The organism is Micromonospora sp. C81, assembly GCF_018070425.1.
Classification (GTDB): domain Bacteria; phylum Actinomycetota; class Actinomycetes; order Mycobacteriales; family Micromonosporaceae; genus Micromonospora; species Micromonospora zamorensis.
This window is the reverse complement of record NZ_JAGPXS010000011.1, coordinates 17,045-37,492: the sequence shown is the minus strand read 5'-3', so window position 1 is coordinate 37,492 and position 20,448 is coordinate 17,045. Positions and strand designations below refer to the sequence as shown.

Annotated in this window: 25 protein-coding genes; 12 read left to right on the top strand and 13 right to left on the bottom strand. The window is 72.0% G+C overall.

Going from position 1 to position 20,448, the window contains the following annotated elements; all coding sequences use genetic code 11:
* Positions 1–4: 4 nt before the first annotated feature.
* Entirely contained in the window at positions 5–949 is a 945-nt protein-coding gene (locus tag KBX46_RS18965; protein WP_210793487.1) for an RNA polymerase sigma-70 factor, read from the bottom strand.
* Between the two features lie 111 nt (positions 950–1,060).
* Complete coding sequence (locus tag KBX46_RS18960) at positions 1,061–1,894, bottom strand: SDR family NAD(P)-dependent oxidoreductase (RefSeq protein ID WP_210793486.1); 834 nt, start codon at positions 1,892–1,894, stop codon at positions 1,061–1,063.
* A gap of 63 nt (positions 1,895–1,957) precedes the next feature.
* Between KBX46_RS18960 and KBX46_RS18955 the strand changes: the two genes are divergently transcribed.
* Positions 1,958–2,743 (top strand): helix-turn-helix domain-containing protein, encoded by a 786-nt coding sequence (locus tag KBX46_RS18955; protein WP_210793485.1) that lies wholly within the window; start codon positions 1,958–1,960, stop codon positions 2,741–2,743.
* A 42-nt stretch (positions 2,744–2,785) separates the two neighbouring features.
* Here the strand turns inward: KBX46_RS18955 and KBX46_RS18950 are convergent, their stop codons facing one another.
* On the bottom strand, positions 2,786–3,112 hold the full coding sequence (locus KBX46_RS18950; RefSeq protein WP_210793484.1) for a hypothetical protein: 327 nt from the start codon (positions 3,110–3,112) through the stop codon (positions 2,786–2,788).
* 135 nt (positions 3,113–3,247) lie between these two features.
* Here KBX46_RS18950 and KBX46_RS18945 point away from each other — a divergent pair, with 135 nt between their 5' ends.
* Positions 3,248–4,399 (top strand): epoxide hydrolase family protein, encoded by a 1,152-nt coding sequence (locus tag KBX46_RS18945; RefSeq protein WP_210793483.1) that lies wholly within the window; start codon positions 3,248–3,250, stop codon positions 4,397–4,399.
* A gap of 40 nt (positions 4,400–4,439) precedes the next feature.
* Positions 4,440–5,036, top strand: coding sequence for an HD domain-containing protein (locus tag KBX46_RS18940; RefSeq protein WP_179780439.1), 597 nt, complete (start codon positions 4,440–4,442; stop codon positions 5,034–5,036).
* Between the two features lie 11 nt (positions 5,037–5,047).
* On the opposite strand, the gene KBX46_RS33160 is transcribed toward KBX46_RS18940, so the two are convergent.
* From KBX46_RS33160 to KBX46_RS18925, 4 genes are all read right to left on the bottom strand, one after another.
* Positions 5,048–5,614: an MFS transporter gene (locus KBX46_RS33160; RefSeq protein WP_308159601.1), complete on the bottom strand. Its 567-nt coding sequence runs from the start codon at positions 5,612–5,614 to the stop codon at positions 5,048–5,050.
* Between the two features lie 5 nt (positions 5,615–5,619).
* Positions 5,620–6,243 (bottom strand): MFS transporter, encoded by a 624-nt coding sequence (locus KBX46_RS33155; protein ID WP_308159600.1) that lies wholly within the window; start codon positions 6,241–6,243, stop codon positions 5,620–5,622.
* Positions 6,244–6,319: 76 nt separating this feature from the next.
* Positions 6,320–6,799: a hypothetical protein gene (locus KBX46_RS18930; RefSeq protein WP_210793482.1), complete on the bottom strand. Its 480-nt coding sequence runs from the start codon at positions 6,797–6,799 to the stop codon at positions 6,320–6,322.
* A 9-nt stretch (positions 6,800–6,808) separates the two neighbouring features.
* Positions 6,809–7,261 (bottom strand): GNAT family N-acetyltransferase, encoded by a 453-nt coding sequence (locus KBX46_RS18925; RefSeq protein WP_210793481.1) that lies wholly within the window; start codon positions 7,259–7,261, stop codon positions 6,809–6,811.
* A gap of 479 nt (positions 7,262–7,740) precedes the next feature.
* On the opposite strand from KBX46_RS18925, the gene KBX46_RS18920 reads away from it, so the two are divergent.
* Together KBX46_RS18920 and KBX46_RS18915 are read left to right on the top strand one after the other, a co-directional pair.
* A complete protein-coding gene (locus tag KBX46_RS18920) occupies positions 7,741–8,010 on the top strand; it encodes a hypothetical protein (protein ID WP_088949608.1) in 270 nt (89 codons plus the stop codon).
* Positions 8,010–9,047 carry a hypothetical protein gene (locus tag KBX46_RS18915; RefSeq protein ID WP_088949607.1) on the top strand — a complete coding sequence of 346 codons (1,038 nt, stop codon included), beginning with the start codon at positions 8,010–8,012 and terminating at the stop codon, positions 9,045–9,047. The genes KBX46_RS18920 and KBX46_RS18915 overlap by 1 nt, the downstream gene beginning before the upstream one ends.
* 46 nt (positions 9,048–9,093) lie before the next feature.
* On the opposite strand, the gene KBX46_RS18910 is transcribed toward KBX46_RS18915, so the two are convergent.
* Both KBX46_RS18910 and KBX46_RS18905 read right to left on the bottom strand, forming a co-directional pair.
* Positions 9,094–9,624, bottom strand: coding sequence for an SRPBCC family protein (locus KBX46_RS18910; RefSeq protein WP_210793480.1), 531 nt, complete (start codon positions 9,622–9,624; stop codon positions 9,094–9,096).
* On the bottom strand, positions 9,625–9,936 hold the full coding sequence (locus KBX46_RS18905; RefSeq protein WP_088949605.1) for a helix-turn-helix transcriptional regulator: 312 nt from the start codon (positions 9,934–9,936) through the stop codon (positions 9,625–9,627). It lies immediately after the preceding gene.
* A gap of 98 nt (positions 9,937–10,034) precedes the next feature.
* On the opposite strand from KBX46_RS18905, the gene KBX46_RS18900 reads away from it, so the two are divergent.
* Positions 10,035–10,964 (top strand): LLM class F420-dependent oxidoreductase, encoded by a 930-nt coding sequence (locus tag KBX46_RS18900; RefSeq protein ID WP_099856367.1) that lies wholly within the window; start codon positions 10,035–10,037, stop codon positions 10,962–10,964.
* 59 nt (positions 10,965–11,023) lie between these two features.
* Here KBX46_RS18900 and KBX46_RS18895 read toward each other — a convergent pair whose 3' ends face one another.
* Entirely contained in the window at positions 11,024–11,452 is a 429-nt protein-coding gene (locus KBX46_RS18895; protein WP_210793479.1) for a hypothetical protein, read from the bottom strand.
* Between the two features lie 101 nt (positions 11,453–11,553).
* Here KBX46_RS18895 and KBX46_RS18890 point away from each other — a divergent pair, with 101 nt between their 5' ends.
* Together KBX46_RS18890 and KBX46_RS18885 are read left to right on the top strand one after the other, a co-directional pair.
* The gene (locus tag KBX46_RS18890) at positions 11,554–12,324 is read left to right on the top strand and encodes a hypothetical protein (RefSeq protein ID WP_210793478.1); all 771 of its coding nucleotides are present in this window, start codon (positions 11,554–11,556) and stop codon (positions 12,322–12,324) included.
* Positions 12,321–13,598, top strand: coding sequence for an FAD-binding protein (locus KBX46_RS18885; RefSeq protein ID WP_210793477.1), 1,278 nt, complete (start codon positions 12,321–12,323; stop codon positions 13,596–13,598). Before KBX46_RS18890 ends, KBX46_RS18885 begins: the two co-directional genes overlap by 4 nt.
* Positions 13,599–13,697: 99 nt before the next feature.
* On the opposite strand, the gene KBX46_RS18880 is transcribed toward KBX46_RS18885, so the two are convergent.
* Both KBX46_RS18880 and KBX46_RS18875 read right to left on the bottom strand, forming a co-directional pair.
* Complete coding sequence (locus tag KBX46_RS18880) at positions 13,698–14,837, bottom strand: site-2 protease family protein (protein ID WP_088949600.1); 1,140 nt, start codon at positions 14,835–14,837, stop codon at positions 13,698–13,700.
* Between the two features lie 149 nt (positions 14,838–14,986).
* Positions 14,987–15,841 carry an alpha/beta hydrolase gene (locus KBX46_RS18875; RefSeq protein WP_210793476.1) on the bottom strand — a complete coding sequence of 285 codons (855 nt, stop codon included), beginning with the start codon at positions 15,839–15,841 and terminating at the stop codon, positions 14,987–14,989.
* A 158-nt stretch (positions 15,842–15,999) separates the two neighbouring features.
* Here KBX46_RS18875 and KBX46_RS18870 point away from each other — a divergent pair, with 158 nt between their 5' ends.
* From KBX46_RS18870 to KBX46_RS18855, 4 genes are read left to right on the top strand one after another with little or no spacing between them, the layout of a single operon-like run.
* Positions 16,000–16,905, top strand: a complete 906-nt coding sequence (locus KBX46_RS18870; protein ID WP_088949598.1) for an ABC transporter ATP-binding protein — start codon at positions 16,000–16,002, stop codon at positions 16,903–16,905.
* On the top strand, positions 16,902–17,702 hold the full coding sequence (locus tag KBX46_RS18865; RefSeq protein ID WP_088949597.1) for an ABC transporter permease: 801 nt from the start codon (positions 16,902–16,904) through the stop codon (positions 17,700–17,702). The genes KBX46_RS18870 and KBX46_RS18865 overlap by 4 nt, the downstream gene beginning before the upstream one ends.
* 26 nt (positions 17,703–17,728) lie before the next feature.
* On the top strand, positions 17,729–18,859 hold the full coding sequence (locus tag KBX46_RS18860; protein WP_210793475.1) for a sensor histidine kinase: 1,131 nt from the start codon (positions 17,729–17,731) through the stop codon (positions 18,857–18,859).
* Entirely contained in the window at positions 18,856–19,485 is a 630-nt protein-coding gene (locus KBX46_RS18855; RefSeq protein ID WP_307871528.1) for a response regulator transcription factor, read from the top strand. Before KBX46_RS18860 ends, KBX46_RS18855 begins: the two co-directional genes overlap by 4 nt.
* Positions 19,486–19,510: 25 nt before the next feature.
* Here KBX46_RS18855 and KBX46_RS18850 read toward each other — a convergent pair whose 3' ends face one another.
* Positions 19,511–20,419: a L,D-transpeptidase gene (locus tag KBX46_RS18850; RefSeq protein ID WP_210793474.1), complete on the bottom strand. Its 909-nt coding sequence runs from the start codon at positions 20,417–20,419 to the stop codon at positions 19,511–19,513.
* Positions 20,420–20,448 lie beyond the last annotated feature (29 nt).

The window sequence follows — 20,448 nt, the reverse complement described above, 5'->3', positions numbered from 1 at the left end:
TGGGTCACCACACGTGCATGAGGGGTTCGCCGTGGTCGGCGGCGGACCAGTGACGGGTGGCGCGCACGAGCTTGTCGGGGTTGACCTGGGTGTGGATGGCCGCGACCCCCTCGGGCGTCACCTCCAGGGACATGACACCGATGACGCGGTCGTCCATCACGACCACCGCCGCCGGACTGCCGTTGACGACCGCGACGTACAGGGCGGGGCTGCCGCCGATCAGGTCCCGCTTGGCGTCGGCGGGCTTGAACAGGCCGCGCAGGAACTTCGCCACCGCCAGTGCCCCGGAGAACGGCGTGGTCCGGGCCGGGATCTTGCCGCCGCCGTCCCCGGTGCTCGTCACGTCGTCGGTCAGCAACTCGACCAGCCGCTGGATCTCGCCGTGCTGGGCCGCCGTGAGGAACTCCGCGACGATCTTCCGCGCGGTGGCCTGGTCGACCTCTGCGCGGGCCCGCTCGGCGGCGACGTGCTGCTTGGCGCGCCGGTAGATCTGCTGGCAGTTCGACTCGCTGAGGCCGAGGATCTCGCCGATCTCACCGTGCGAGTAGCCGAAGGCCTCCCGCAGCACGTACACCACACGCTCGTTGGCGGACAGCCGCTCCAGGAGGGTGAGCACCGCCATCGAGACCGATTCGCGCTGTTCGGCGGTGTCGAGCGGGCCGAGCATCCGGTCCCCGGCGAGAACCGGCTCGGGCAGCCACGTGCCCACATAGGTTTCCCGCCTGGCCCGTGCCGAGGTGAGCTGGTTGAGGCACAGGTTGGTGAGCACTTTCGTCAGCCACGCCTGGGGTGTCTCGACCCGTTCCCGGTCGGCGGCCTGCCAGCGCAGGAACGTGTCCTGAACGGCGTCCTCGGCGTCGCTGGCCGAGCCCAGCAGGCGATAGGCGATCGCCTCCAGGCGGGCCCTGGAGTGCTCGAACAGCTCGACCTCGTCCGGACTCAGCCGCATGGTGCGACAGTATCCACCCGTCGCGTCGGGCACTCGCTCCCGTCGGCAACCGCACTCGACGCCGGCGCGGCAGCACGCGGGGCGGTCGTACCCGGGCCCGGCGACCGGCACTCACGCCGGGTCACTCTCCTGGCCCGGTGCCGCCTGCTCCGCCAGCCAGCGCCAGTCGTTCCAGGTGGCGAGCCGGTTCCGATACAACTTTTCGGCGAGAAGGTACGGGTACGGGCCGAGGAACAGGCGCAGCGGCGGCTCCTCGGCGTCGACAAGTTGCAGGATGACTCCGGCGGTCAGCGCGGGATCGTCCGGCGTGCGGGCGGCCGCCCCGGCCCGGCGTGCCTGCCGTACGGGCTCATAGGCCCCGATCGGCTCCGTGTGCACGGCCGAGTCGCCGGACCAGTCGGTGCCGAACGGTCCCGGCTCCACGATCGTCACCTTCGGACCGAGTGGGGCGAGCTCGGCGGACAACGCCTCGCTGAGCCCTTCCAGCGCCCACTTCGACGCGTTGTAGAGCCCGAGGGTGGGGAAGGCCCCGACCCCTCCGATGCTGGAAACCTGGAGGATGTGACCGGTGCCCTGCGCGCGCAGCACGGGCAGGGCGGCCTGGGTCACCCAGAGAGCGCCGAAGAAGTTCGTCTCCAGCTGCGCGCGGGCCTGCTCCTCGGTCGCCTCCTCGACCATGCCGAACAGCCCGTAGCCGGCGTTGTTGACGACGACGTCCAGCTGGCCGAACGTTTCCGCTGCCCGGGACACCGCGTCGAACACGGCCGAGCGGTCGGTCACGTCGAGGGTCAGTGGCAGCACCCGGTCCCCGTACGCCTCGGTCAGATCCTGAAGCGCCCTGTGGTCGCGTGCCGTCGTGGCGACCCGATCTCCGCGTGTGAGCGCGGCTTCGGCCCAGATGCGGCCGAAGCCGCGGGATGCGCCGGTGATGAACCATGTCTTCATGACTCGACCATGCGGCGGCGGACGCCAGGCTGCCAGCACCCTGACAGGGTTAGGCTGGCGGGAATGAAAGGCGAGAACGCGCTCGGCGACTTCCTCAGGGCACGTCGCGGGCGGGTCCGGCCGGACGAGGCGGGGCTGACGTCGTTCGGGCGCCGACGCGTGCCGGGACTGCGCCGTGACGAACTGGCCCACCTGGCAGGCGTGAGCCAGCACTATCTGACCCGCCTGGAGCAGGGCAAGGACCGCAACCCCTCACCGCAGGTGCTGAACGCCCTGGCGAGCGCGTTGCGGCTGAATCCCGACGAGAGGGCACATCTCACCGCGCTCGCCGACGCTCCGCCGCACGGGGTCGAGCACACGGCGGTCTCCGACGCGGTGCAGCAGCTCATCGACTCGTGGAGCCAGACACCCGCGTACGTCCGCGACCGCCGGTTCGACGTGCTGGCGGCCAACACGCTCGCCATGGCGCTCTCCCCGCTCTACACGCCCGGTCAGAACCTGATCCGCGGCATGTTCCTCGACCCCGCGGCGCGTGCGCTGTTTCCCGACTGGGCGCAGATCGCCGCCCAGAGCGCCGCCGCGCTCCGCGCCGAAGCCGACCCGCGCGATCCCGCGACCGCCGACCTCATCTCCTCGCTACTGACTGACAGCTTTTTCCGCGACAGCTGGACGCTGCACGACGTACAGCCGACACGCGACGAGGTCAAGCGCTTCAACCATCCCGTCGTCGGGCCGCTCACGCTGCGACGGGAGACGCTCGCCATCGCCGGCGCCGAGGGGCAGGTGATCATCGCCTACCAGGCGGCACCGGACACCCCCGCCGCGCAGGCCCTGGCCAGAGTGCTGTGAGGAACCGGGTTGACCCGAGCGTGTTCCGCTCAGTGTGGAGGGCTACGGCAGTGCGACCCGGCGGCGGCCCATCCCGAACTCCTCCGCCTCGTCGTCGGTGACGATCGCGAAGGCGCCGGCAGGGACCCGGTCGAGGGCCGCCACCTGGGAGGCAACCCGGAGTAGACCGCTCTCGTCGGCGCCCGTGATGAAGAAGACGTAGACGTCCCCGTCCTCTTCCCCGTCGTCGTACTCCTCGACGCCGTCCTGCTCGTCCAGGTCGGCCAGGAAGTCCTCGACATCGTCGATCCATGGGTAGGGGTACTCGTCGTCCGCCAACCCGGGGGCAGGCCGGAGGGGGACGTGGATCTCAACAACCACCGTCGGCATGAGGGGTGATTCTGCATCACCGGAGGCTGTGCGGATCACGGGAGCAGGGGCGGGGCGGTCGTACCCTTGCCGCCGTGACCGCCGACCCCTGCGCCGCGCTCTCACCGCGCTGGCCACTGGCAGCTGAGGAGCCGCATGCCTGTCGATGTTCAGCCCTACCGGGTGCACGTTCCGGATTCCGAGCTGGCTGATCTCCGCGATCGGTTGGCGCGTACGCGTTGGCCAGAGGCGGCGACAGCGCCCGGCTGGGCGCACGGCATACCCCTGCACGAGGTGCAGAGCCTCTGCGGCTACTGGGCCGAGGCGTACGACTGGCGAGCCGCCGAGGCGCGGCTCAACGCGGTCCCGCAGTATCTCGTCAACGTGAACGGGTTGACGATCCACGTGCTGCACGCCCGGTCGCCGCATCCGGGTGCGATGCCACTGGTACTCACCCACGGCTGGCCCGGCTCGGTGCTGGAACTGGTCGACCTGATCATGCCGCTCACCGACCCGCTGAGCTGTGGCGGCACCGCCGAGGACGCCTTCGACGTGGTGATCCCGTCGCTGCCCGGTTACGGCTTCAGCGCCAAACCCGTCCACCCTGGTTGGAGCATCGAACGGATAGCCGCCACGTGGGCGGAGATCATGGCGGCACTGGGCTACACCCGTTACGGAGCCGCTGGCAGCGATTGGGGCACCAGCATCTCCAGCACCATCGGTGCCCTGGACGGCGAGCACGTGGCGGGCATCCATCTGGTACCACCGCTGGTCGGCCCGGATCCGACCGCCCCCGACGACCTCACCGATGCCGAACGCGAAGCGCTGGCTCATCTGCACGAACGCGGAAGATCCAGCTCGGCGTACTCCGAAGCCCACCGCACCGCGCCGCAGACCGTCGGGTACGCCCTGGTGGATTCTCCGGCCGGCCTGTGCGCGTGGATGGGCGAGAAGTTGCTCAGCTGGACCGACCCCAACGGCCACGGCCTCAACCGTGACCAGGTCCTTGACCAGGTCACGCTGTACTGGTTGACCGGGTCTGCGGCATCGTCGGCACGCCTGTATGCCGAGAGCATCGACCGGGTGTCCGGGTGGATCAGCGGTGAGGACGCCGCGCAGGTTCGCGTACCCGTCGGTGCCTCGATCTTTCCTGCCGAGGTGCCCCGACCGTCCCGACGGTGGACGACCCGTCGCTACCCGGACCTTCGGTACTGGAAGGAGCACGACCGTGGCGGGCACTTTCCCGCGCTCGAAGTGCCGGAACTGCTGATCGCCGACCTGCGCGCCTTCTTCCGACTGGTGCGCTGAGCCCGGGGGGACCACCGGCGGGGGTCGTACCCTTGCTGCCGTGACCGCCGACCCCCTGCGCCGCGCTCTCACCGCACCCGCGGACCCGCCGCTACGGTCCCTGCCCGACCAGGTCGTCGCCCTGTTGGAGACCCTGCATGCGCCGCCGCGTCTCGCCGCGCACCTGCGGGCCGTGCACGACGTCGCCGCGCAGCTGACCGATGCGATGGCGGAAAGGTTCCCGCAGCTTCCGTTCGATCGTGATGCGGTGCTCTTCGGGGCCGCCACCCACGACATCGGCAAGGTCCGGCACCCGGAGGAGTTGTCCGGGCCCGGATCCGCCCACGAGCCCGCCGGCTACGAGCTGCTGCTGGGGCATGGTGTCTCCGAGGCGCTGGCCCGGTTCGCGCGTGACCACGCGTCCTGGCAGCAGGACGGCATCGGCGTCGACGACCTGCTGGTCAGCGTGGCCGACAAGGTGTGGAAGGGAAAGCGGGTCACCGACCTGGAAGGGTTGCTCGTGGACCGGCTGGCCGAGGCCACCGGCCGCGAGCGGTGGTCGGTGTTCCTGGACCTGGACGACATCCTCGACCACATCGCCGCCGACGCGGACCGCCGGCTGGCCTTCCAGGCAACCCATCCGGTACGCGCCCGGTGACGCCCTGCCCGTCATCGGGTCGCGGGATCCCGGTCAGCCATCCGACGGGCGCTCCGGAGGGACTGTGGGCGGGGGTGCGTGACAGCCACGGCCGTCAGACAGATCACGACGGCTGCGACGAGCGGCGGGCGGGCGCCGAGGTGGACGGCCGCGGCGCCGAGGGGGATCGCCACCACGAGTGGCCCGAACATCGCGGTGTTGGCCGTCGCGGAGACCCGGCCCAGCAGCGCCAACGGCGTGTGTGTCTGCACGGCGGTCACCGCCGCGACCAGGGTCCAGGGCAGGCCGACGCCGGCGACCAGCGCCCCGGCGATCGTGACCGGCCACCACGGCAGGCAACGCGCCAAAAGGCCGAGCGCGAACAGCACCGTCCCGGCGACGCCGACGGCGACGGGACCGCGTCGGGCGAGCAGCCGGCCGACGATCAGTCCGCCGATGATGGAACCGGCGCCCTGCGCGCTGGCCAGCACGCCCAGGAACGTCGTCGGTAGGCGCAGCTCCGTGATCACGACCGCGTAGATCGCCGCGGTCGTGAAGCCGGACATGGCGATCGACACGGCCGCGAGCGTGACCGGCACCCGCGTCACCCGCTGTCCGAACAGGACCGACAATCCGGTACGCAGGCGTTTCGCCGTGGTCCGGGCCGGTCGTGCGACGTCCTGTTCAGGCGCACCGCCGCGTACAGGGTGGCGACCAGGACCGGCATGGCCGCGCTGAGCACGACGACCGCGTGACCGCCGTGCCATGCGTAGAGGCCCGCCCCGGCCAGGGGAGCGATGAGCTTCATGCCCTCCTGCGCGCTGGAGCGCCAGCCGTTGACGTCGCCGAGTTCCGTCGGTGACAGCGCGGACGGCAGCAGCGCCGTCTCACCCGCGTCGATCAGCACGTAGCTGACGCCGTAGGCGCACGAGACGGCGAAGATGAGCCAGGTCTGTCCCGGCCCGCGCACCGCGAGGAGCGCCAGCAGCGCGGCGGCCAACAGGAGGTTGACGGCGATGACCAGGGGTCGCCGGGATGCCCGGTCGAGCAGACCGCCCAGCCACGGGCCGGCGAGGACCGGGGCGTACACGCAGAGTCCGGCGAGGGCGGCGAGGCCGGTGGAGCCGGTGAGGTCGAGGATCCAGATCCCGGCCACCAGGGTCATGGCGCTGCTGCCGAAGCCGGACAGCAGGGAGATCGCCACGAACAGTCCCGCGTTGCGCCGCATGAGCCCTCCAGGTTGAGCCGAGATGACTCACATCCTGAATATTGAGTCTGATGCGGGCAAGACTCTCGAGGCTCTGTCAATTAACTGTTGACAGTGCCGCGTCGAGCTTCGCTGCGGCGACGCGAACGGGTGCCGGCACGCGCTCGCCCGCCTCGGCGAGATCGGCGGCGAGATGCTCGGCTAACGCGTACAGCGAACCCGGGGCGGCATCCAGGGCGACCTCCACCGTGCTCCGGACTAGCCCCGCCCGATCGAACCGGGCGTCCCAGCGGCGATCGGCGGCGATCCACCGCCCGAGGTCGGCAACGGCGTTTCGCAGCGCCACGATCCGTGGTGCGAACCGGAGGTCGAGGTGCTGGCGGCGTGACCACCGCGCGGCCACCAGTCGCTGCCGGCGCTGCTCCGCGGCCTGCCGGCTGCCGAGACCCAGTGCCGTCGCGATCTGCGCCCACGTCGCGCCGTCGTGGCGCGCCCGGTCGATGAGGTCCAACTCCTGCTCGTCGAGGCGGGCGCGGGTGGCACGAACCTCGGCTAACCGGGCCAGCTCCGACGTCATGTGTCAACGTTACATTGACATGCGGTTGGGCTCGCGCACCAGGAACACGTCGATCGGGTCCTCGGTCTCCACTGTGAAGCCGTGTCGCTCGTACAACCGTCGGGCGGGGCTGCCCTGCAACACGTTCAGGCGGACGCGGGTGCCGTCGCGGTCGCACCGGTCCAGCAGCGCGCGCAGCACGGCCGTCCCGATGCCGCTGTCGTGCAGGTGTGGGGCCAGATAAAAGTGCTCCAGCCAATGGGCGTCCGCCGCGGGCCGCAGCGCCACGCAGCCGGCGAAAGCTGCGCCCACCTCGACAACCCAGGTGTACGCGGGTGTGAACCCGTCCCGCAGGCGCTGCCGCACCCGCTGCTCGTCGTAGCGCCCCAGCCGCTCCAGATCCGCCCGCAGCACCACCGCCCGTAACTCGGCCACCGCCTCGACGTCCTCTGCCGAAGCCGGTCGAAGCTCCCAGTCCGCCATGATCATTAAGCTATCGCCCGCCGGGGCGGTGATCGACTCGGTTTCGCTGAGGCCCCGTCGGCGACGGTGTAACAAACCGGACAAGACGGTAAAGCCCCTGGTAGAGCACCCTTGGGGCAGGTGGAGGTAGACGGGTGGCGGGCCACACCCAGAGCCTCCGGCCCGGCGGGGACAACATCGTCCGCACCGGTGCCGTCCCCACCCAGCCCGGCCCCGACGCCGCGGCGGTCACGGCACAGATGCCGTGCCGGCCACGCGTACCACAGGCCGTGGCTGCCACCGACACCCCTGCGGGCGCCCGCAGCGGTGCCTCCGCCCATCGGGACGAGGACGTCAGCACCGTCGGCAGTCAGGCGACGCCTGTCGCCGGCCGTGCCTGTCGTCCCCGCGCCCCGCCGGCCTTTCGCACTGTGGACCCCGCCGTCCGGTGTCGCCCAAACCGCGCGCCGGCCTGGCGACCGAGCCAGAAAGGGCCCGACATGGCCGCTCCCACCGCGACAGCAGCCTTGAACGCATCCGTCTTCGCGCCGGGTGACCAGATGCTGCTGACCGTCACCTACTCAGACGCCGACACCAAACCGCTGACTGTCACCATCGTGGTCACCGACGCGCAGGGCAACAGCAGCGCGCCGGTGAAGGTCACCGCCGTCATCGACCCACTCACCCTGACCGTCAGCGACAACTCCGGGCGTACCTGGACCCGGGTGTCCGACAACGGTTCCGTGGCCGTCTACCGGGCGGTGGCGTGATGCCCCGGGTCACCGTCCAGGTCCGCGACGCCGCCGGGAACACCGCGACGGCCACCGCCGACTACAACCTGAGCCAGCCGGTGCTGGGAGGCTACTACCTGTCCGGGGGTGCCGACCCGACCGCCGACATGGCCGGCGGCAACTTCCGGTCGCTGACCCAGTACCGCAGTTTCGCCGACGGCTACACGTTCCCCGGCTACAACCGACCCTGGCTGACCAGCCTCGGTAAGGCCGGGGTGCAGATGAACATGGTTCTGGAGTTGAAGCACTACGGCGCCCCGAACCAGGGGCCGCAGAGCTTCGCGGTGGACGGCGTCAGCTACACGGTGCCGGCACCTTCGATGACCATCCAGCAGCGTCCCGGCACCACCTGGCCGAGGGCGTACGGGTACGGCCAGGTGATCAACGGACAATGCGACGGGTTGTTCGCCCGAGCCCTGTCGCAGTACCGGACGCTCGGCTTCGGGGTGAACATCCAGCTCGCCTCGGAGTTCGACACCGACCACGAGTTCGGGACCACCGAGGACGGCAAGGCCTACACCTGGGCTGAGTCGGACGCTCGGGCGGTGCAGGCGGTGAACTACATCCTGACGTGGTTCAAGGCACGGACCCTGCCCGCCGGGACGACCTTCTCGGTCGGGCTGGGCGGCTTCGACCGGGCCTGCTTCCAGCGTATGCACCCGGAGTCGCTGATGACCCGCCTCGACTATCTCCAGTGGAACGCGTACGCCACCAACGCCAGCCACACCGCGTTGGCCCGGTTCCGCCGCCCCAAGGACTGGGCGGTGGCGGATCTCGGCCCGGTGGCCCTGTCCCGTCCCGTGATCGTCGCCGAGTGGGGGGTCCGGTCGGCGGAGATCCCGAACCAGGCCGCATGGATCGCGACCGTGCCGGCGGCGATCGCTCAGCTCAACGCCGAGCGTGGGCCCCGGATCACGCGGACCAACTACTTCAACTCGGGTTGGGGCACCCTGACGCCGAAGGCGGTCGGGTTGGCCGCGCTGCGAGAGGCGTACGCCAAGCGGCCGTACGTCTGAGCGGTCCCGGCGGCTCCGGGGCTCCGGGGCCGCCGGGACAGACCGGTCAGCCCTCACCGAGCCGTTCGGCGTACGCGTCGCGCAGCTCGGGCCAACCGAAGTCCCTGGCCTCCGCGCCCCGGATCGGGCCGACCGGGTCGCCGTCGAGCAGCCGGTCGGCCACGTCGAGGCAGAGGTGCCAGCCGGCTGCGACCATCGGCAGCATGCCCCGGTCGGCGACGGTGTGCCGCAGGGTGAGCCGGGTGCCGCTGCCCAGCGGGCTCAGCTCCCAGCGCAGCAGGTCGTCGCCCCAGGTGTACTCCAGCAGGTGTGGCGGCTCGGCCCGGCGTACCGTCGCCGGGTCCTCGTGGGTGGTCTCGCCGTCGACGAGGGTGAGCACGGCGGTGCCGACGTGGCCGAGGTCGCGGTCGGCGAGGAACGGCGCCCACTGCGCGAGCTGGGTCGGGTCGGTCAGGGCCGCCCAGACGGTGGCCGGCGGATGCCGCAGGTCGCGGACGAAGACCAGTGTCGCGCCGTCGTTGGCGGGCTCAGCGCGCACCTCGGCGGGCGGGCTCGGGCGGAACGCGTCGCGGTCCATTCACTGCTCCTGACTGTCGAGGTGCCGTTCCAGGGCGTCCAGGTGCCGGGCCCAGAGCCGGCGGTACGGGTCCAGCCAGCCGTCGACCGCCCGCAGTGGGCCGGGGTCGAGGCGGTAGATCCGCTGGCGGGCGGCCGTCCGGCAGGTGACGAAGCCGGCGTCGCGGAGCACCCGCAGGTGCTTGGAGACGGCCGGCTGGCTGACCCCGAGCCCGTCCACCAGCTCGCCGACGCTGCGTTCGGCGTCGCGGAGCTGATCGAGGATCCGGCGCCGGGTGGGCTCGGCGAGGACGGTGAAGGCATCGGTGGACACCAGCCTAATATGCCTGGTCCTTCATATGACTGTCAAAGCATATGACAGGAGTCTCCGTCCCGACGTGGCGTCGCCGATCAGCTCCCTATGCTCGGATCATGGAACTGCGGATCTTCACCGAACCTCAGCAGGGCGCCAGCTACGACCAGTTGCTCGCCGTCGCCCGCTGCGCCGAGGACGCTGGCTACGGCGCGTTCTTCCGGTCCGACCACTACCTGATGATGGGTGCGGCGAGCGGCGAGCCCGGCCCCACCGACGCGTGGACCACGCTGGCCGGGCTGGCCCGCGACACCAGCCGCATCCGGCTCGGCACGTTGATGACCGCCGCGACCTTCCGGCTGCCCGGCCCGCTGGCGATCACGGTGGCGCAGGTCGACCAGATGAGCGGCGGCCGGGTGGAGCTGGGCATCGGCACCGGCTGGTACGCCGAGGAGCACACCGCGTACGGCATCCCGTTCCCGCCGCTGGCAGAGCGGTTCGACCGCCTGGAGGAACAGCTCGCGGTGATCACCGGGCTGTGGTCCACGCCGACCGGCGAGCGGTTCGATCACGCCGGTCGGTACTACCCGGTCCAGGACTCGCCCGCGTTGCCCAAGCCCGTGCAGCAGCCGCGCCCACCGATCCTGCTCGGCGGGACGGGCCCGAAGCGCACTCCTCGGCTGGCCGCCCGCTACGCCGACGAGTTCAACCTGCCGTTCGCCTCGGTGGCGGACACGGCGGCGCAGTTCGACAGGGTCCGCGCGGCGTGCGCCGAGATCGGCCGGGACCCGGCCGGGATGGTCTGGTCCAACGCCCTGGTGCTGTGCTGTGGGCGGGACGACGCCGAGGTGGCCCGCCGGGCCGCCGCCATCGGGCGCGACCCCGACGAACTGCGGGCCAACGGTCTGGCCGGGACCCCCGCCGAGGTCCTGGACACCATCGGCCGGTACGCAAAGATCGGCAGCGAGCGGATCTACCTCCAGGTGCTGGACCTCGGCGACCTGGAGCACCTGGAGTTCGTCGCCAGCGAGGTGATGGCGAAGCTCTGAGTCGGCCGGGTGGCCGTGGGACGGCGCTCGGCCGGGTGGCCGTGGGACGGCGCTGCCGGTCAGGCCCGGTGGGCGCCCGTCGTGACCGCGTCCGGGTCGCCCAGCACGGTGTCCAGCCGCCCGTCCCCGTCACTGTCCACATAGGTGATGTCGGGGATCCCGTCGCCGTCCACGTCGATCTGGACGACGTCGGCGACACCGTCGCCGTCGAGGTCGGTGACCACCTCCACCGAGCCGTCCAGGTGTCGGGTCACGATCGACTGCGGGCCGGCACCGGGCGTGCGCGGCGGCGGCCCCGGTGCCGGCACCGGTGTCGGGGCCGGCGCGGGCGCCGGTGTGGGGCGAGGGCCAGGCGTCGGCGCCGGGTGACTCGGCAAACCGCTGGCCGCTGGCGCGCTGGCCTGCTCGACCCCGGTGCCGGTGGGGTCCAGTTCCTCCTCGGAGGGGAAGACGTCGCCTCGCGGGGCCGGATCACGGTAGCTGCTCATGGGCGTAGGGTTCCCCGACGATGACGAGAACAACCGTGCCCGATCGACCGGTGTCCCCGGTGCCGGGTTTGGCGGAAAATGCTGGGACCGACGCCACGGTCATGAACGGGGGTCCGAGCGTGGAACTGCGCCGGAATCGGGGAGCCCGTGCGCTCGCCCTGGTGTGCGTACTCGGCGGAGTGCTCTTGTTGGTCTACCCCAGCGACGGCGCCCTGCTACGGACGATCATCGCGGTGGGAGCCGTCGTGCTCGGCTGCCTGGCGCTGGTCAGCGCGCTGCGGCCGTTCCGGTTCCGGATCGACGCCGAAGGTGTCAGCATCCGGCGGCCCGGCCTGCGCCGGCAGATCCCGTGGGCCGAGGTCGACGCGCTGGTCCTCGACGACCCGCCCCGACGCGCCGGTTACTCGGCACCACCGCGACTGCTGCTGGTGCCTGTGCCGGGTGTGACGCTTGAGCCGGTGACCGCCCGCCACCCGCTCGACGGCCGCCCGGCCATCGAGTTGCTCGTCCTCGACCAGGTTCGCGAGCAGCCCGAGCAGGTGTCGGCCGCGCTCACCCGCTATGCCGGAGGTCGTTTCGTCGATCTGGCCGCGCTGCGCCGCGCCGCCTTCGCCACCCCGGACCTTCCGGTCGGCCTGCGTGGCTACCGGATGGACCGGGTCGACCAGCTGATCCGGCGCGGCCAGGATGCCCTGGTTTCCGGGGACGCGCAGACCAGGCAGGCGGCCCGGGGCGAGATCGAACGCGTGTGCGCGGCCGGCCTGCCGGTCGCCCAGCGTGGCTACAGCACGTTCCAGACGGATACGGTTCTGGACGCCCTTGTCGCCGCGTTGGCCGACCACCAGTCCACCGATCGGGAGACCGCCACATGACCGCCCAGGGAGAGCACGCCACGTCGACCACTGCGGCCGACGTCCCGCGCCGCAACTGGGCCGGCAACGTGCGGTACGCCGCTCGGGCGTTCCACCGCCCCACCTCCATCGACGAGCTGAGCCGGCTGGTCGCCGGCAGCAACCGGATCCGGGCGGTGGGCAGCGGGCACTCCTTCAACCGCTTCGGCGACACCGACGGCGACCTGGTCACCCTCGCCGGGCTGCCCCCGGTCGTCGACCTTGACAGCGAGCGCGGGCAGGTCACCGTCAGTGGCGCGATGCGCTACGGCGACCTCGCCCGGCACCTGCACACCCAGGGGTACGCGCTGGCCAACCTCGCGTCGCTGCCGCACATCTCGGTGGCCGGGGCGGTGGCCACCGCCACCCACGGCTCCGGCCAGACCCACGGCAACCTGGCCAGCGCGGTCGCCGGCCTGGAGTTGGTCACCGCCGACGGCGACCTGCTGCGGGTCGACCGCGACGCCGACACGTTCGCCGGCATGGTGGTCGGGCTCGGCGCGCTGGGCCTGGTCACCCGGGTCACCCTGGACGTGGTGCCGACCTTCGAGCTGCGCCAGTACGTGCGGCTCGACCTCGACCGGGAGGCGCTGGACGAGGCGCTCGGCTCCGCGTACAGCGTGAGTGTCTTCACCGACTTCCGTTCCCCCCGGCTGCGCGAGGTGTGGCGCAAGCAGGTGGCGGACCAGCCGCCACCCCCGGCGGACTGGCTGGGCACCACCGCGGCCGACGCGCCCCGGCACCCGGTGCTCGGGATGCCGGTGGAGAACTGCACCCCGCAACTCGGCGAGCCGGGCCCGTGGCACGAGCGGCTGCCGCACTTCAAGCTCGGCTTCACCCCGAGCAGCGGTGACGAGCTCCAGTCCGAGTACCACGTGCCACGGACGGAGGCAGCCGACGCGCTCGCCGCCCTGGACGACGTGGCGCACCTGATCGCCCCGGTGCTGCTGGTGTCCGAGCTGCGTACCGTGGCGGCGGACGAGCTGTGGCTCAGCCCGAACCACCAGCGGGACAGCTTCGTACTGCACTTCACCTGGGTCGACGACACCGCGGCGGTGCTGCCGGTGGTGGCCCAGGTGGAGGAGCGCCTGGCACCGTTCGCGCCCCGCCCGCACTGGGGCAAGGTCTTCGTCACCGACCCGGCGGAGCTGGCCGCCCGCTATCCGAGGCACGCCGACTTCGCCGCCCTGCTGCGTCATCTGGACCCGACCGGCACGTTCCGCACCGAGCTGCTGGACCGCTACTTCCCCCGCTGAAGTCCCGCTGGGCCCCTGGCCCCCCGACCCCCCGCTTTACCCCGTCGATCATGAAGTTAGCGACGTGGATGTCGGCGTGTCGCGCCGCTAACTTCATGATCAACGGGAGGGTGCGGGGGTGCGGAGGGTGCTGCTCTGGACGGCTCGGCTGATGTCGCTGGGGGACACTATGCCCGTCAGGCGGCCGTCTTCGGTCACCACCAGGGCTCGGCCGTCGGCGCACGCACTGAGGCGGGGGAGCAGGTCGTTGAGTTGCTCACCGGGCTGGGCCAGGACGAGATCCTCGGCCCGGCAGGCCACCTCGGCCAGCGTGGTCGACGCCCGCCGCTCGGGCGGTACGCCGCGCACCCGGTCGACGGTTACCAGGCCGGTTGGCCGGCCGTCCTCGGTCAGCGGCAGCGCCGAATGCCGGTACGCGAACAGGTAGTGGTCGACGAAGTCGGCGACAGTCATCTCCGCCGAGGCGGTCTGCGGCTGTGAGGTCATGACGTCGCCGACCCGGATGCCGCGCAGCGCGCTGCCGGTGCGAGCCTGCCGCTCCTCCAGGCTGGCGGCCCCGATCAGGAACCAGCCGATCAGGGCCAGCCACAGCCCACCGAAACCGACACCGGACAGGAACTGCCACAGCCCCAGGCCGATCAGCAGCACACCCAGCACCCAGCCGGCGCGGGCGGCCACCACGGATGCCCGGGTCCGGTCGCCGGTTGCCTTCCAGACCGCGGCGCGCAACAACCGGCCGCCGTCCAGGGGCGCGGCCGGCAGCACGTTGAAGATGGCCAGCAGCACGTTGATGCCCGCCAGCCAGGCCACCGACCCGAGCAGCAGCCCGCCCTGACCGGCCAGCGCGAGCAGCGCGGCGACGACACCGAAGAACGCCCCGAGCAGCAGGCTGACCAACGGGCCGACGCCAGCGATCCGCAGTTCCGCGCCAGGGTCGCGTGGCTCGCCCCGCAACTCGGCCACGCCGCCGAACAGCCACAGCGTGATGCCGTCGACCTCCAGCCCGTTGCGCTTGGCCACCACCGCGTGCGACACCTCGTGGGCGAGCAGGCCGACGAAGAACACCACCGCGGCGGCAAGCCCGGCAATCGCGTACGCGACCGGAGAGCGGTCCGGGTACGAGCGGGGGAACTGGTTGGCGGCCAACCCCCACGCGATCAGCGCGAAGATGAACAGAACGCTCCAGTTGACGCCGACCGGCACTCCCGCGACCCGGCCAAGCCGGAAACTGGCCCTCATCCCGGTGAGATACCCCGGACAGACCCGCCCATGCCGGCCCTGGCGCCCGAAGGACTGGTGATCGACTCGGGTTCACGAAAACCGGGGTATCCACGACCCTTCGACACCCCGACTTCCGGAAAGTCGAGTAGATCGTGCGCTCGCCCGGCTCAGCGGCGCGGGGACTCGCTGGCGATGGTCACCTCGCGGGGGAGCGCCGCCGCGCGCAGCGCCCAGTCCAGCGCGTAGTCGGCGATCTCCTCCCAGCCGTCCTGCCCCACTGTGAAGTGCGAGCGGCCGGGAAACTCCTCGTACGCGGTGAGCGCCCGGGACTTCTGGTAGAGCCCTGCGTTGGCGCGGACCACCGAGGCCGGCACCACGTGGTCGGAGCCTCCGGCCATCAGCAGCAGCGGCGCGCGGTCGTTGCGCCCGTTGTCGACGCGGGCGGGTGAGCGCGGGTCGACGTTGGCGAAGGCGCCCTCGAAGAAGATCCGCCCGGCACCGGGGACGGCGTAGCGCTGCCAGGCCCGGTCGGAGTCCTCCCGGCTCATCGTGTTGCCGAACGTGTAGGCGAAGTCGTCCGGGGTGAACGGGACGGCCTTGGTGCGGTTGGCGGGGCTGCGCAGGATCGGGAAGCCGGAGCGCAGCTGACTCAGCGGCACCTTGAGCACCCCCTTCACCGCCGCGGGATGCACCCCCACCACCGCCGCGCCGAGACCCCGGTCGGCGAGGACCTGGGCGAACAGACCGCCGAACGAGTGCCCCATGATGATCGGCGGTCGGGGCAGCGCCCGGATGATCTTGTCGTAGTGCGCGACGACCGTGGCCATGCTCTGCTCGGCGATCGGGCCGGGGTCGTCCCGCAACTGCTCCACGGACCGGTCCATCCCGGGCCAGGCAGGGGCGATGACGTTCATGCCGCGCGCGGTGTACCGCTGGGTCCACCCCTCCCAGCTGCGCGGAGTCATCCAGAGTCCGTGAATCAGCACGACCGTGTCGGCCCGGCCCTGCGGCGTGGCACCCATCGCGTCCCCCCGGTGTCGCGGTGTCCGGCCCCGCGGATACCCGTTGCCCTGCCGTGAATTCCTCGGCCGGTCGAGCCGTGTGCCCCTGACAAATGTCACGGCCGGGACGTGACGGTCGCTCCGGGAGTCGAGGTCCGCGCCGGCGGAGCATCTGTGCCATGACAAGTACGCATCCGGCCGTCGAGTTGGACGGCCTCACCAAGACCTTCGGCGCGGTCACCGCTGTCGACGGGTTGAGCCTGCGGGTCCAGCCCGGCGAGGTGGTGGCCTTCCTCGGCCCGAACGGCGCGGGCAAGACCACCACCATCGACATGCTGCTCGGGCTGGCCCGCCCGGACGCGGGCACCGTCCGGATCCTCGGTGGCACCCCGGACGACGCGGTGGCCCGGGGCCGGGTAGCCGCCGTACTCCAGACCGGCGGGCTGCTCAAGGACCTCACCGTCGGCGAGACGGTCGAGATGTCCGCGCACTTCTACCGGCACACCCGCCCGGCCGCCGAGGTCCTGGAGCGGGCCGGCATCGCCGACATCGCCGGTCGGGTGGTCGGGCGCTGCTCCGGCGGCCAGCAGCAGCGACTGCGTTTCGCGCTGGCCCTGTTGCCCGACCCGGACCTGATGGTGCTCGACGAGCCCACCACCGGCATGGACGTCGAGGGCCGCCGGGACTTCTGGCAGGCGCTGCGCCGCGACGCGCGGGCCGGCCGGACCGTCATCTTCGCCACCCACTACCTGGACGAGGCGGACGCGTACGCCGACCGGATCGTGCTGGTCCGGCAGGGGCGCATCGTGGCCGACGGCACCACCGCGGCAATCAAGAACCTGGCCGCGGGCCGTACCGTGCGGGCCACCCTGCCCGGCGCCGACCAGGCCGCCCTCGCCGCGCTGCCCGGGGTGGACGCCGTGGAGGTACGCGGCGACAGCGTGCTGGTGCGCACCAGCGACTCGGACGCCATCGCCCGGCACCTGCTCACCCGGACCGCCGCCCGGGACGTGGAGATCACCTCCCGCAACCTCGAAGACGCCTTCCTCGCCCTGACCACCGCGCAGACCGGAGCCTTGAGATGACAACCCTGCCGGCCACCCCCACCCGTACCGTCGAACCGGACCGTCGGTTGCCCGCCCTGGGCGGGTTCGCCCCCGGGGTGCTGCGCATCGAGCTGCGCCGGGTGCTGCGCAACCGCCGCACCCTCGCCTTCACGCTGATCATGCCCGGCGTCTTCTTCCTCATCTTCGGCCTGCCGCAGGGCGGGCAGAACCTGGACAACGGCCGTCCGGTGACGGCGTACGTCATGATCAGCCTGGCCGTGTACGCGGCCATGGTGGCGACCACCAGCGCCGGTGGCGCGGTCGCCACCGAGCGGGCGCTGGGCTGGAGCCGTCAGTTGCGGCTCACCCCACTGCGCCCGAGCGCGTACGTGGCCACCAAGCTGGTCACCGCGATGACCCTCGGCCTGCTCGCGGTGGTTGTCGAGTTCCTGGTGGGCGCGGCGGCCGGCGTCCGCATCCCGGCGTACGTCTGGCTGCTGTCCGGGCTCGCCGCCTGGCTCGGTTCGCTGGTCTTCGCGGCGTTCGGTCTGTTCATCGGCTATCTGGTGCCGGCCGAGAACGTCATGCAGTTCATCGGCCCGATCCTGGCCGTGCTGGCCATGTTCGGCGGCCTGTTCGTCCCGGTCGAGGTGCTGCCGGAGGTGCTCCAGCAGGTCGCGAAGTTCACCCCGGTGTACGGGATGGGCGTCCTGGCCCGCGCCCCGCTGACCGGCGACGGGGTGAGCGCGGCGGCGGTGGTCAACCTCGTCGGCTGGGCGCTGGTCTTCGGCGTCGGTGCGGCGCGGCTGTTCCGCCGGGACACCGCGCGGGTCTGAGCGCATCGACGGCTAGCGTGAACCCGATGGACCTCTCGACGGGACAGCCCCGGCCGGCGAACCGCCACTGGCGGGTCACCGGCTGGTTGCTGGCCGCCGTCTGGCTGTTCTTCCTCAACGTGCCGCTCGCCACCGCGCTGCACCAGCCGGAGCTGTGGCGGCGGGTGCTCGGCGTGACGGCACTGATCGCCTTCGGTATCGGTTACGTGCTGCTGTTCCAGTGGGCCCGCCGACTGCGCCAGGTGCTGGCGCCGATCCCGGCGGGCCGGGCACGGGCCGGGCTGGCGCTGCTGCTCCTGGTGGGTCTGGCCAGCATCCCGGGCACCGGCGGGGACTGGCTGGCCACCCTGGTCTACGTGGCGGCCGCGGCGGTGTTCCTGCTGCCGCCCTGGGAGGCTCTGGCGGTGGTGGTGGTCTGCGCCGTGACCCCCGCGCTGGCCTCCTGGCTGGTGCCCGGATGGCAGGCCGAGAGCGGCATCGTCTTCGCGGTGCTGCTCGCCTCGTTCGCCATGTTCGGGGTGTCCCAGTTGGCCCAGCGCAACAGTCAGCTCCAGGCCGCCCAGCAGGAGATCGGTCGGCTCGCGGTCGCCGAGGAACGGGCCCGCGCGGCCCGCGACCTGCACGACATCCTCGGGCACTCGCTGACCGTGGTGGCGATCAAGGCCGAGCTGGCCGGGCGGCTGATCGACGTCGACCGGGACCGGGCCGCCGTCGAGATCGCCGAGGTGGAAGCGTTGGCCCGGGCGGCGCTGGCCGACGTACGGCAGACGGTTGGGGCGTACCGCGAGGTCACTCTCGCCGCGGAGCTGGCTGGCGCCCGCTCCGCGCTGGCCTCGGCGGGCATCGCGGCGGATCTGCCGGCCGAGGTGCCGGACCTGCCGGAGGAGTGGGACCGGTTGTTCGGCTGGGCGGTACGGGAAGGGGTGACCAACGTGGTCCGGCACAGCGGGGCGAGGTGCTGCACGGTCCGGGTCCACCCGGACCGGGTCGAGGTGAGTGACGACGGCCGTGGTCCGTCCACTCCCGACACCACCGGCCACGGGCTCGTCGGTCTGCGGGAGCGGGCGCGACGGCTGGACGCCGTGGTGACCGTCGGTCGCCGGCCGGAGGGCAGCGGTTTCCTGCTGCGGGTGCACTCGCCGACGGAGGCCCGGTGAGCGGGGCCGCGCGGATCCGGCTGCTGCTCGCCGACGATCAGGCGTTGGTCCGGGGTGCGCTGGCCGCGCTGCTCTCGTTGGAGGAGGACCTGACAGTGGTGGCCGAGGTCGGCCGGGGCGATGAGGTGGTGCCCGAGGCCCGGCGGACCGACCCCGACGTGGCCCTGCTGGACGTGGAGATGCCCGGCCTGGACGGGATCGCCGCCACGACCGCGTTGCGGGCCGCGTTGCCGACCTGCCGGGTGCTGGTGGTGACCACCTTCGGCCGGCCCGGCTATCTGCGCCGGGCGATGGAGGCCGGCGCGAGCGGCTTCGTGGTCAAGGACACCCCGGCCCGGCAACTCGCCGACGCGGTCCGCCGGGTGCACGCCGGCCTGCGGGTCGTCGACCCGACGTTGGCCGCGGAAACCCTGGCCACCGGTGTGAGTCCGCTGACCGAGCGGGAGACCGAGGTGCTGCGTACGGCCCGTGGCGGTGGAACGGTCGCCGACCTGGCCCGGGCACTGCACCTGTCCGAGGGGACGGTGCGCAACCACCTCTCGGCGGCGATCGGCAAGACCGGTGCCCGCAACCGCGCCGACGCGATCCGGGTCGCCGAGCAGAACGGCTGGCTGCTCGGCGAGTGACACCCGGGTCCCGGCGTGCCTCCGCTCAGGCGGTCGGCGGCGGGGTGGGCAACCGGTCGACCACCAGCACGCTGCTGCCGGGGCGGACCTCGGCGAGCAGTTCCCGCTGGCCGGAGCGGGTCAGCCGGATGCAGCCGTTGGTGGTGTTCTCGCCCAGCTCGTCGTCGTTGTGCCAGGTGTGCACCCCGATGTGCGCGCCGCGCAGCCCGGCCGGCACAGACTCCGGGTCGTCGGGCACCGAACCGAGGGCGTAGATGTCCACCCCGCCGTAGACCGACTCCGGCGGTGGGGTGCGACCCAGGACGAAGGTGCGCCCGAGGGGAGTTTCCTGCCCCGACTGGCCGAGGCTGACCTCCCAGGAGCGCACCGCCTTGCCGGCCCGGTACCAGGTGAGACGGTGGACCTTGCGTTCCACCACGATCTGGTCGCGCAGTGGCACGGTGTCGAACCCACCGGGCGGCAGCCAGGCGAGCCGCCGGTTGGCCGAGGGCAGCAGCACTGCCGTCCAGCCGGCGTGCCGCTCGGCGATCGGCATGGTCAGCTCGACGCCGCGGATCGTCGGTTCGAGGAACGCTCGCGGACGACCGCCGGGAGCGTCGTACGCGGCGATCCGCGTGGTCGGGTGCGCGCCCTCGGTCAGCGGTGTGGTGTCCATGGTGGCCGGGTCGGCGGGGAACCCTCTGGGGGCGGGGTCGTAGTCGACCACCGGCAGCCCGGCCGGGGCGGGCGCGGCCGGGGGGATCGGCTCCTCGGCGTTCTGCTCGACACTGCTCGGCGTCGGGTCGGCCGCCGCGACGACCTTCTCGGGGGCCGTCGGGCTCGGGGTGAGGGCCTGGCCGATCAGCAGCGCGCTCACCAGCAGCACGGGCACGGCGATGGCGGCGGCCACCCAGACGCCACGGCGGCGGTACGGGGTCTTTCCGGCAAACTCCACCAAATGACTGTATAGGACGCAGGTTCGCC

Bases quoted from the DNA above. Each gene is read 5' to 3' on its own strand.
- KBX46_RS18965 (WP_210793487.1), bottom strand. From the start codon at position 949: ATGCGGCTGAGTCCGGACGAGGTCGAGCTGTTCGAGCACTCCAGGGCC.
- KBX46_RS18960 (WP_210793486.1), bottom strand. From the start codon at position 1,894: ATGAAGACATGGTTCATCACCGGCGCATCCCGCGGCTTCGGCCGCATC.
- KBX46_RS18955 (WP_210793485.1), top strand. From the start codon at position 1,958: ATGAAAGGCGAGAACGCGCTCGGCGACTTCCTCAGGGCACGTCGCGGG.
- KBX46_RS18950 (WP_210793484.1), bottom strand. From the start codon at position 3,112: ATGCCGACGGTGGTTGTTGAGATCCACGTCCCCCTCCGGCCTGCCCCC.
- KBX46_RS18945 (WP_210793483.1), top strand. From the start codon at position 3,248: ATGCCTGTCGATGTTCAGCCCTACCGGGTGCACGTTCCGGATTCCGAG.
- KBX46_RS33155 (WP_308159600.1), bottom strand. From the start codon at position 6,243: ATGCGGCGCAACGCGGGACTGTTCGTGGCGATCTCCCTGCTGTCCGGC.
- KBX46_RS18930 (WP_210793482.1), bottom strand. From the start codon at position 6,799: ATGACGTCGGAGCTGGCCCGGTTAGCCGAGGTTCGTGCCACCCGCGCC.
- KBX46_RS18925 (WP_210793481.1), bottom strand. From the start codon at position 7,261: ATGGCGGACTGGGAGCTTCGACCGGCTTCGGCAGAGGACGTCGAGGCG.
- KBX46_RS18920 (WP_088949608.1), top strand. From the start codon at position 7,741: ATGGCCGCTCCCACCGCGACAGCAGCCTTGAACGCATCCGTCTTCGCG.
- KBX46_RS18915 (WP_088949607.1), top strand. From the start codon at position 8,010: ATGCCCCGGGTCACCGTCCAGGTCCGCGACGCCGCCGGGAACACCGCG.
- KBX46_RS18910 (WP_210793480.1), bottom strand. From the start codon at position 9,624: ATGGACCGCGACGCGTTCCGCCCGAGCCCGCCCGCCGAGGTGCGCGCT.
- KBX46_RS18900 (WP_099856367.1), top strand. From the start codon at position 10,035: ATGGAACTGCGGATCTTCACCGAACCTCAGCAGGGCGCCAGCTACGAC.
- KBX46_RS18895 (WP_210793479.1), bottom strand. From the start codon at position 11,452: ATGAGCAGCTACCGTGATCCGGCCCCGCGAGGCGACGTCTTCCCCTCC.
- KBX46_RS18890 (WP_210793478.1), top strand. From the start codon at position 11,554: ATGAACGGGGGTCCGAGCGTGGAACTGCGCCGGAATCGGGGAGCCCGT.
- KBX46_RS18885 (WP_210793477.1), top strand. From the start codon at position 12,321: ATGACCGCCCAGGGAGAGCACGCCACGTCGACCACTGCGGCCGACGTC.
- KBX46_RS18880 (WP_088949600.1), bottom strand. From the start codon at position 14,837: ATGAGGGCCAGTTTCCGGCTTGGCCGGGTCGCGGGAGTGCCGGTCGGC.
- KBX46_RS18875 (WP_210793476.1), bottom strand. From the start codon at position 15,841: ATGGGTGCCACGCCGCAGGGCCGGGCCGACACGGTCGTGCTGATTCAC.
- KBX46_RS18870 (WP_088949598.1), top strand. From the start codon at position 16,000: ATGACAAGTACGCATCCGGCCGTCGAGTTGGACGGCCTCACCAAGACC.
- KBX46_RS18865 (WP_088949597.1), top strand. From the start codon at position 16,902: ATGACAACCCTGCCGGCCACCCCCACCCGTACCGTCGAACCGGACCGT.
- KBX46_RS18860 (WP_210793475.1), top strand. From the start codon at position 17,729: ATGGACCTCTCGACGGGACAGCCCCGGCCGGCGAACCGCCACTGGCGG.